The sequence below is a fragment of the Leptospira ryugenii genome (assembly GCF_003114855.1).
Taxonomy (GTDB): Bacteria; Spirochaetota; Leptospiria; order Leptospirales; family Leptospiraceae; genus Leptospira_A; species Leptospira_A ryugenii.
In genome coordinates this window covers 1-9,163 of record NZ_BFBB01000005.1, presented here as the reverse complement: position 1 = coordinate 9,163, position 9,163 = coordinate 1, and the positions used below count along the sequence as shown (strand labels likewise).

9 protein-coding genes are annotated in these 9,163 nt (G+C 40.7%); 7 read left to right on the top strand and 2 right to left on the bottom strand.

Translation table 11 applies throughout. The features are described 5' to 3' along the window. The first annotated feature begins 11 nt into the window (after positions 1–11). The 3 genes from DI060_RS09945 to DI060_RS09935 are packed head-to-tail and all read left to right on the top strand — an operon-like array spanning position 12 to position 2,515. On the top strand, positions 12–614 hold the full coding sequence (locus DI060_RS09945; RefSeq protein WP_108976362.1) for a Crp/Fnr family transcriptional regulator: 603 nt from the start codon (positions 12–14) through the stop codon (positions 612–614). Between the two features lie 55 nt (positions 615–669). Then, entirely contained in the window at positions 670–1,287 is a 618-nt protein-coding gene (locus DI060_RS09940) for a hypothetical protein (RefSeq protein WP_108976361.1), read from the top strand. Between the two features lie 22 nt (positions 1,288–1,309). Then, entirely contained in the window at positions 1,310–2,515 is a 1,206-nt protein-coding gene (locus tag DI060_RS09935) for an Acg family FMN-binding oxidoreductase (protein ID WP_108976360.1), read from the top strand. Between the two features lie 125 nt (positions 2,516–2,640). Here DI060_RS09935 and DI060_RS09930 read toward each other — a convergent pair whose 3' ends face one another. Then, on the bottom strand, positions 2,641–4,137 hold the full coding sequence (locus tag DI060_RS09930; protein ID WP_108976359.1) for a malate:quinone oxidoreductase: 1,497 nt from the start codon (positions 4,135–4,137) through the stop codon (positions 2,641–2,643). A 64-nt stretch (positions 4,138–4,201) separates the two neighbouring features. On the opposite strand from DI060_RS09930, the gene DI060_RS09925 reads away from it, so the two are divergent. The 4 genes from DI060_RS09925 to DI060_RS09910 all read left to right on the top strand — a co-directional run bounded on the left by DI060_RS09925 (position 4,202) and on the right by DI060_RS09910 (position 7,903). Further along, positions 4,202–5,413, top strand: a complete 1,212-nt coding sequence (locus tag DI060_RS09925) for a metallophosphoesterase (RefSeq protein ID WP_108976358.1) — start codon at positions 4,202–4,204, stop codon at positions 5,411–5,413. A 184-nt stretch (positions 5,414–5,597) separates the two neighbouring features. Beyond that, the gene (locus tag DI060_RS09920; RefSeq protein ID WP_167836971.1) at positions 5,598–6,428 is read left to right on the top strand and encodes an ankyrin repeat domain-containing protein; all 831 of its coding nucleotides are present in this window, start codon (positions 5,598–5,600) and stop codon (positions 6,426–6,428) included. A 1-nt stretch (position 6,429) separates the two neighbouring features. Next, positions 6,430–7,131, top strand: coding sequence for a TetR/AcrR family transcriptional regulator (locus DI060_RS09915; RefSeq protein ID WP_108976356.1), 702 nt, complete (start codon positions 6,430–6,432; stop codon positions 7,129–7,131). 22 nt (positions 7,132–7,153) lie between these two features. Next, on the top strand, positions 7,154–7,903 hold the full coding sequence (locus DI060_RS09910) for a S1 family peptidase (RefSeq protein ID WP_209452026.1): 750 nt from the start codon (positions 7,154–7,156) through the stop codon (positions 7,901–7,903). Between the two features lie 15 nt (positions 7,904–7,918). Here DI060_RS09910 and DI060_RS09905 read toward each other — a convergent pair whose 3' ends face one another. Beyond that, positions 7,919–8,902: a hypothetical protein gene (locus tag DI060_RS09905; protein ID WP_108976355.1), complete on the bottom strand. Its 984-nt coding sequence runs from the start codon at positions 8,900–8,902 to the stop codon at positions 7,919–7,921. Positions 8,903–9,163: the final 261 nt, after the last annotated feature.

Sequence of the window (9,163 nt, the reverse complement as noted above, 5' to 3'; positions counted from 1 at the left end):
AAGCCTTTTTTATGTTCGATAAATTAAAACAGCGTTTTGAAAGAGAAGTGAGGCTATCCGAAAAAGATTGGTCCATACTTGTCCAACATGTAAGATATATCGAACTACAAAAAAACCAAATCCTCCTAAGGCCAGGTGAGATTGCAAACTATGGTATCTTCTTGATGGAGGGTATTTTGCGCATCTGTAACCACCACGAAGGTAGAGAATACACCCGCAATATCTTTACTGAGGGTGATTTTTTCACAGAGAGCGGAAGTTTTTTTAGCAACCAATCCTTCGGCTTTCAGATTGATGCGCTCGAGGATACAAAGGTATTCCTCCTTCCCAAAGCAAGCATCCAACTCTTAGAAAACCAATCTGTAGAATTTTCAACTTTCTTTCGCAAACAAATGGAAAGGGCGCTTGTCTTTCTCACAAAGAAAGTTCTCGAAAACCAAAAGACAGCTTTGGAACGATTTTTAGAGTTTCGGAAGCAAAGGCCAAGTCTATTGGGACGCGTGCCTCAATATGTTTTGGCATCTTTTTTAAACATCACTCCTGAAGCCTATAGTCGTATCCAGAAGCAAGCCATAGAACTTGATCTAGATCAAGAAAAAGATCCAAAGCCTTAACACAGATCATTCCCTTTCCTTTCGAGTTCCAGTATTCTGAATGCTGTGAGGGAATATGAAAATTCAAAAATTTTTTTTACTATTAAGTTTACTCTTCGCTAAGACAATGTTCGCGGAAGAAAAGAAATGGTCGCTCGAAACAGAGTTGATCCAACCATTTTTACCAACGATCCATATTGGTCGCATCCAAGCAACACGCACGGTTTGGGGAGATTGGAACTCTGCCCATGGAGAGTTGAAAGTGGGAGCTTTCATTCGTCCACGGGTAAAACATGATGTTGTAGATGTCATTGATGAATACGCTGCCTCTTTTGGCTACCGCCACTTCTTCAATGAAAATTGGCATGTAGAAGCAAATTACTACATAGGCTATGTTTGGGCTGATAACAATAAATGGAACCGAAGATACATTGGTCCCTATGCCTTCCTTTCCGAGAGTCCCGAACTCAGAGCCTACGCCTACCAACAAGTGGAAAGGGATTATGAAGGAAGAGTGCAGTTTGCGGAAGCACTCATTGGCTACAGATTTTTATTGAATGAAGAAAAGACCATTTATATGATCCCACAATTTGGTGTTTTACATGGAATGCATGGCTCAGGGATCATTGGGCCTCGCGATGGCAAAACAGAAACCTTCTTAGAAGGAAATCTTATCGTAGGCATTCGCCTTTAGCGGGAAGAGGAGTTACAATCAAATGAATCAAATCAATCGTATGCAATTTCTTTCCCAAGCCGGTATCACCATGACGGCCTTAGCCTTTTTAAAACAGTGCAGCTTTGCCTTTCCAAGACAAATGGAAAAAAATAAAACGGCAAACAAGGATCAATATACCGTCTTTGAGGAACCAATCCTAAACGCAATTTTATATGGGATTACGGCACCAAACCCACACAATACACAAGCCTGGAAGTTCAAAATAGTAAATCCCGAAGAAATGCTTTTGTATGTTGATGAAACACGGCTCCTGCCTATCACAGATCCCAGCACACGCCAAATCCACATCGGCCAGGGAACATTTTTAGAATGTCTAGCAATAGGTGCAAGCTCTATGGGTTATGAGGCTCGCTTTACCTTCTTCCCAGAGGGATCCTATGCAAAGAAAGACATAGGCAAAAAGCCAATCGCCAAAATTAAATTGGTTCCCCAACGAAATGGATTGGATGTTCGATTCCCAATTCTCTCAAAAGCAAATAGTCAAGACTCTCTTTTTCCTTTTTTAGAAAAAAGGCGTACGGTTCGTTCGCAGTATGAAGGAGACTTGCTTCAAAAAAAAGAATTGGATTCAATTTTAGAAGACGCGAAGCCAAAACATTCGGAACTGATTTCTATACTGGAAGAGAATGGTATCCAGGTTGTGATTCGGCAGGCTATGGATGCAATGAGAATTGAAACCTTAAATGTACGCACTGCAGACGAAAGCCGTATCTGGTTTCGATTCAATGACAAGGAAATCCAAACCAAAAGGGACGGCATTGCATTGCCTGACCAAGCAGTTACAGGATTCCAAAGATGGATGTTAGAATCCTTCTTTATGGGTCCAGAACCAGAAAAATTTCATAATAAAACAGGTGTTAGCCAATTTTTGGCAGCCTATGAGAAAAAGATCCAATCTGCTAAGGGTATCTTGATATGGAAAACCCAGTCCAATGGATTTGAAGATTGGGTAAAGGTTGGCAGAGATTATGTTCGGTTCCAACTTGCGGCAGAAAAGAATGGATTTGTCATACATCCGATGAGCCAAATTGTTCAGGAATACCAGGAAATGGATGAACTCAGAAAGTCTTTTGAGGCACAATTTCAGATTGGTAAACAACAAAAGATCCAAATGATCGCAAGGATTGGGAGAAGTGAATACAAATATTTTACCCCAAGGCGCGAACTAAAGTCTATGCTTATCTGAATGTTTGGTTCCTGGAATAAAAAGCTGGCTTGATAAATGAAAAGCTGAAATCGGAAAGCACAAAAAACGTGAGGAAATGAGGGCCACCTCATTTCCCTTTTGCAAATGGTATCTATCTGCTTTGTTTATCCAATGAGCTCTAGCGCTTTAGCAGATCGTTTTCTACTTTCCTTCACTAGACTTTCATTTCCGATAAAACTCTCTCCAAAACTTGGTATCATCTTCTTGAGTTTTTTTTGCCAAGTTTCGGTTTTTATTTTTTGGGGAAAACAATCTGCTAAAACTTCCAACATAATCGAAACAGATGTAGAAGCTCCAGGGGAAGCACCTAACAAGGCTGCCAAAGATCCATCGGATGCCGCGACCACTTCCGTACCAAATTCGAGTACTCCACCTTCTTCTTCATCAGCCTTGATGATCTGTACCCTTTGTCCGGCAACGACTAGTTCCCAATCTTCGCTCTTTACTTCTGGTAGGTATTCTCGTAAGGCCTCGATACGGTCTTCATGGGATTGCAAAGCTTGGCCAATCAAATACTTTGTCAAGGGAAGGTTGTGCATACCAGCAGAGAGCATCGGAAAGATATTGCCCAGTTCTAGGGATTTGGCGAGATCAAAGTAAGAACCTTTTTTTAAAAACTTTGTCGTAAAACCAGCGTAAGGTCCAAAAAGTAATTCCTTTTGTCCATTCATAATGCGTGTATCCAGATGTGGAACGGACATAGGAGGAGAGCCAACATTTGCTTTCCCATACACCTTTGCGAAATGTTTTTCAATGACCTCGCGATTTTTGCAACGTAGCCATTGACCACTCACGGGAAAACCACCGAATCCTTCTGCTTCGGGAATATCTGATTTTTCTAATAAAGGAAGTGAACCACCACCAGCACCAATAAAAACAAAATTTGCTTCATGGTGTTCTGTCTCATGGCTTAAATAATTGGTGGCTGTTAGATTCCACAGACCATTCTTTTCTCGCTCCAAATCCTTCACATGTTCATAGTAACTGATGGTTACGCCGGGAAGTGATTCAAGATACTTAAAAATCGATCGGGTAAGCGTACCAAAATCAACATCTGTTCCTAGTTCCATTTTTGTACCAGCAACTCGTTGTTTTGGGTCTCTGCCTGACATTACGAGAGGCATCCACTCTGATAAAACATTTGGATCTTCAGAATATTGAATGGCTTGGAAAAGTGGTTCTTTACGTAAGGCTTCGTACCTTTTTTTTAGAAAAGATACATTCTCCTCCCCCCAAACAAAACTATAGTGCGGAACTGAGTGTATGAAATCTTTGGCAGGTAAGACTTGGATGTCTTCGACCAAATAAGACCAGAATTCGCGAGAAATTTCATACTGAGATGCTATGTTCTTTGCTTTTTTTGTATCAATGGAACCGTCTTCTGTTTCGATCGTGTAATTCAATTCACAGAAAGCAGAATGTCCAGTGCCTGCGTTGTTCCATGCATTGGAACTCTCACGAGCAGCAGCATCTAACCTTTCTAAAACGGTGATGGTTAAATCTGGTTCAAGTTCTTTCAAAAGAATCCCAAGTGTTGCACTCATGATTCCCGCGCCGATAAGGATGACATCGGATTTTGTTTTGATAGGTTCGTGGCTCATCTCTGTATTTCTTCTGAGCAAAGAATGGATAGAGTCTAAGCTATGGCAAGGAAAGTATGGACATATGAGATCTTTTATTCAATTTTTATCGATCTTCACTTTGATTTTAGGATCGGCTTACACCTATACAGGCATCCGACTCGTAGAAGGCCTAAACATTACTGGAAATTTTCTGATTCTTTTTTGGACATTGGTAGTTCTTTTGGTATTGCTTGTTCCAGTCTCCTATTTCATCAGTCAGTGGACGACCAAAACAAAAATCCGTTCTGTATTTTCCTTTTTAGCCTTTTTAGGTTTAGGGTATTTCACCATCCTCTTTTCCTTGGTCTTAGCCAATGACTTCCTGCTTTTACTACTTCCTCATCTGATCCCAGATCTCATCGTTTGGTTGAAACCTTCCCTAGCGAAACTCGGTTACGTTCCGCCAGAGGAGAGTCAATATCTTCCACATCTATTGTCGCTTTCAGCAGTTCTCACTTCAATTCTATTAACGGCCTATGGGTTTCTACAAACACATGTTCGACTACGAAGCTTAACTGTAAAAGTTCCCATCCAAAACCTACACCCTGATCTTTTCGGATTTAGTATCGTGCAAATATCCGATGTCCACGTTGGCCCGACCATCCAATCAAGGTTTATAAAGAAAGTGGTGAAGCGTATCAATCGCCTTCAGCCAGATTGTGTTGTTATCACAGGGGATTTAGTAGATGGCCCTGCCTCTCAATTCAAAGAGCATATCCAACCCTTACGCGAAATCCAAGCAAAGTATGGCGTCTTTTATGTGACAGGAAACCATGAATACTATTCGGGTGTGATGCCTTGGTTAAATGAACTGCAAAACCTAGGCATCCAAGTTCTACTAAACGAAAACCGCCAACTTAAGATAAATTCAGCTAATCTATGTATGGCGGGAGTTACAGATCTGAAGGCAGGTAATCTAATCAAGACACATAGCACAGACCCTGGGGCAGCGATACGAGGAGGAGAACAGGCAGACCTAAAAGTCCTACTGGCACACCAACCCAACAGCGCACTCGAAGCAGTAAAGTATGGTTACCACCTACAAATCTCTGGCCATACCCATGGAGGGCAGTATTTTCCTGGCAATTTACTGATCTATCTCTTCCAAAAATTTGTCGCAGGGCTTCACCACTACAAAGGGATGTGGATCTACGTGAGCCGTGGGACTGGCTATTGGGGGCCTCCTCTTCGGATAGGCTCTCCTTCTGAAGTCACAAAGTTGGTTCTTGTCAATCCTGGCGAAGAGACAAATTAGTTTCTCTTACCAACGTTTCCTTGGTCTACCCACTCTTTGTTCATCCGTAGCGAAGGTGAAGGAGTAGGGAGTTCAGGAAATCTGGGATAAAAAATCTCCCAATTAATTGAACACGTTCAAAAAAATGCTTGGCAAATCAATTTCTGGCTTAAAAATTGAACATGTTCAAAAAATAGGAGTTTATATGAAACCAAGAATATTTGGAGTTTTGTTTGCATCGCTCATAACTTTTCCCCTCTTTGCGGAAGGGGGATTGGGAACGGTCTGTGCGGTGGAAAACCTTCCTTGTATAAAAGAGCGAATCAAACGAGCAGAAGTCGTTGATCTCTACCAGACCAATTCTTTGGGGAGAAACTCTTTACACTACGCAGTGGAGAGAGGAGAGGATGAGCTTGTGTCATACATTCTAAATAACCAGAGTGCAGATGTCATTGGAAAGACCGATCTCTACGGAAATTCTCCACTTCACCTAGCAGTGATTCACCAAAGAAAGGAAATATTGGATTTATTTCTTCAGTACAACCCAGATCTAAACCTAGTTGACCGCCATGGAGAGACTGCCTTGGATTTAGCCTTTGCTAGTGGCAATGAGGAGATAAAGAACTTACTTTCAAATAAGGGTGCAAGCTCTCAGACTGGTGGAAAATCAAAGATCACAATTTATATATATATCGTCTACATTCTCTTAAGTTTAGCCATCACAATCTGGGTAGCGCGGACACTTTCAAAGAACGGTCGATTTTTTTTGGTGGATGCCTTCCATAACGAAGAACTAGCAGATTCAGTAAACCATCTATTGGTGGTCGGGTTTTATCTGGTCAATTTGGGATATATCACCCTTGCCTTGAAGATAGGTATGAAGCCCAATGATGCAGTGGAATCTCTAGAAATTCTCAGCAATAAGATCGGATTTGTTATCCTCATTTTGGGTGCTATGCATTTCTTTAACCTCTATCTCTTGGGCAGACTGAGAAAAAGGACATTACAAAAAAGGGAACTCGCACAACAAAATTAATATGCCAAAAAAAAGTAAGCAATCATCTTCCCTGGTTACAGAATCAGATAAATCAAAAAAGACGAAAGAGCTGATCTATAGGACGGCCATTCGTCTGTTCCAAGAGGTTGGATTTGAGGAAGCCACCATGCGGATGATTGCTTCGGAAGCAGGGCTTGCATTGGGGAGTGCTTACTACTATTTTGCTACAAAGGAGGATATCGTTTTATACTTCTATGAAATTTCTCAAGAATACGCTAAGACTAATAATGAAGAGTTTTGTAATTCCACAAAAGACTTAAAATTACGAATTCGAAATATCATCCTCTCGAGAATCGATTATTTTTCCAACTACCAAAACCTTGTGTCTGTATTAGCAAGTCGTGCTGGAGACCCTAGGCACAGGCTCTCCCCTTTTAGTCCTGAAACTGCCCATCTACGAGAGGAGGCGATAGGCATGATACGATATGCCATGGAATCCTCCAATCAAAAGCTTTCCAAAGAGATTTCAGTGAATCTTCCCGAGTTGATTTGGCTCTACCAATTAGGAATTATCTATTTTTGGGTATTTAAGTCAGAACTAAAAAGGGAACGAACTGTACAGGTTGTTGATGAGAGCCTGGATCTCATCTTTCGTTTGATTCGAATCTCGAATCTGCCTCTTCTCAAATCGTTTTTTTCTTCTCTGTTTAGATTTATACGCTTGGTTCGGGACGGAAAATAGGTCTAACAATCCTTGCCAATAAATGCAAAAGGAAAAAAGTATACCAAATAAGCTTACGACATTGATAGAACCTCTTTTACTCTCCGTCACACCAGTTACTACCAAATTTGGATCCCAAGAATTAACAAAGGCTACAGGGTTCTTTTTTGTTCGTGAGAACAGATTGTATCTTATCACTGCACGTCATGTAGTTTTGGATGAATTAACGGAGCATCGACCAAACAATTTAGTGATCAACTTACACATAGACCCTGAGAATATTACTGTCACTACAGATTTTTCTATTCCTTTATATAGAGATGGTCAACCCTTGTGGAGAGAAGCTTATGATTCCGGGGGAAGGGTAGATGTTTGCGCGATTGAATTGGATCGCCATGCGTTAGGCGAACAGGCTTTTTTTGAAGCCTTTCATATCGACCAGATGTTGGGCCCTGAGGATGATGTTGAGGTAGGGACTTCAGCTCTTATTGTTGGATTTCCTTTAGGGTTTTATGACACTTTACATAGATTACCCGTTGCTAGGCATGCCTTGATTGCTTCTTCCTTTGGCATACGGTTCCAAGGTTTTGGTTATTTTTTAACAGATGCTCAAATGCACCGAGGATCTAGTGGTGCACCCGTCGTAGTAAAAGTTGACTATGATTGGCAACTCATAGGGATACATACCTCACGTATGGATATGATCAATCGTGATAAAATTGAAGATGACCATCTGAATCTAAATTGCGCTTGGTATGCAAACATTTTGTTAAGCCTTACACAGAAAGCTTGAACTCTTCACTTCGCTTCAGAAGTCTATCGGAATATAAAGAGAAAGATCAATGTTATGGAATCGCACACGGTAGTTTTCTTGGTAATACAATGGTCCACCATATCCAAACCGAAAGGTGACATCATAAAATGGAATCTCGAAAAATAAATAAAAACTAGAAACATATTTTTCTTTTAACTTCAGATCACTTCTAGCAACGTTCATCAAAGAAACAATCTGTAGCGGTGTTAAATTTGCTTCACTATTTTGAGACAAAAGGTAGTAAGTAAATCCATTGAGTCGGCCTAAATCTAGATTGCCTTTACTATATTGGTATAGACCAAAAAGTTCTAAATTGTTGCCTTCGGACAATCTTGAGAGTAAATACACATTGATAGGATCAGTTTCTGGTTTGCCATTTCGCAGGAGGGCAAGATCGCCAAAACGATCTATCTTTTCTTGTGTTGTGCCAGCTCCTTGTAGAGCGAGTAGAGGAGCTTCTTCGCTATTCCCATTGAAAAAATCTGGATTTCCTTTCATTTTCACAAGACTAGGTCCAAAGCCAAACCCTATTCGAAAAAATTCTTTTTCTCTATCTCCTACATAAAATACAGGCATAATATTTGTTATGTGACCAGTGACTTCTGTTCCCAAGTTTTGAACTTGTCTGTTTGACCCGTAAACCGTATTTCCACTTCTAAATGTATCTAGAAAGGAACTTTGGACTGTTTGTTTTTGCAATTCAAAGTTAAATGATTGAACCAATAGAAAACTGCCCCATACTTCTCCAAAATGGAAATCTTTCGATTTTACATCTACAAACCACTTAGATTCATTTCTTTCCTCGTCTGGCATTCGCAAATGTGATCCAACGGGTGATTGAATGATCAGATTCGAGGAGCGATACTGGCCACCGACTAACAAAGTAAAGTATTCTGTGCCAATAGCAGCTCTTTGTTTCAGGAGTCCGTAGCGCTCTGTCTCAGAAGAATACCTAGTCTCTCCCTGCAGTGAACACATTGCAGAGAAAACCAGACATACCATTTGTAATATTAGGAAAGAGGATATATTTCCGAGGAACCTTCCGAGCATAGGACCACCTTTGCAATGCAAAGGGAAACAAGAGAAATCCAGAATTGCTCACACTATTTTTCCATTTCAGAAAAAAGAACTTCGAATTTTTTTCAAAAATTCACTTGCCGACATAAGGTACTTTCCAACAATGGAAAAACAGCCGATGTAGAGTAGCCGGGAGGCGATCTAGCAAAGGCCAAAGAAGAT